Source organism: Dolichospermum circinale AWQC310F, from assembly GCF_000426925.1.
In the GTDB taxonomy this organism is placed as follows: domain Bacteria; phylum Cyanobacteriota; class Cyanobacteriia; order Cyanobacteriales; family Nostocaceae; genus Dolichospermum; species Dolichospermum circinale.
In genome coordinates, this window is sequence record NZ_APIZ01000368.1 from 1 (window position 1) to 568 (window position 568).

The following is a 568-nucleotide window of genomic DNA, read 5'->3' on the forward strand; positions in this document are numbered from 1 at the left end:
ATAATAGGAGTCATTACCAGCGCCACCAATTAAAGTATCAGCACCCGCACCACCGGTGAGAACGTTATCGGCTGTATTACCTGTAATATTATTATTGAGGGTGTTACCTGTACCATTAATAGCGGTTGTTCCCTGTAATGTTAGGTTTTCTACATTGGCGCTGAGAGTGTAAGTTGCTGCGGTGCTGAAAACGCTATCTAGTCCTTGTCCTACTAATTCCGTGATGGTATCTGCTGTATTTTCTACATAGTAGGAATCGTTACCAACACCACCAATGAGGGTATCATTTCCTAAATCACCATTGAGGGTATCATTTCCTAAACCACCATTAAGAGTGTTGTTGCCAGTATTGCCTGTAATGATATTATTGAGGGTGTTACCTGTACCATTAATAGCGGTTGTTCCCTGTAACGTCAGGTTTTCTAAGTTGGCTCTTAATATCCAAGTGATAAAAGATTCAACGGTATCAATACCTTGATTTAAAACCTCAGCAATGACATCTCCCATATTATCTACCACATAAGTATCATTACCTTTACCACCGATTAATAAATCTGCACCTGTTCCC

Annotated in this window: 1 protein-coding gene; it reads right to left on the bottom strand. The window is 40.1% G+C overall.

All coding sequences use genetic code 11. The features are described 5' to 3' along the window. On the bottom strand, nt 1–568 hold a 568-nt coding region (locus tag ACIR310F_RS21030; protein ID WP_035367361.1), incomplete at both ends, for a calcium-binding protein.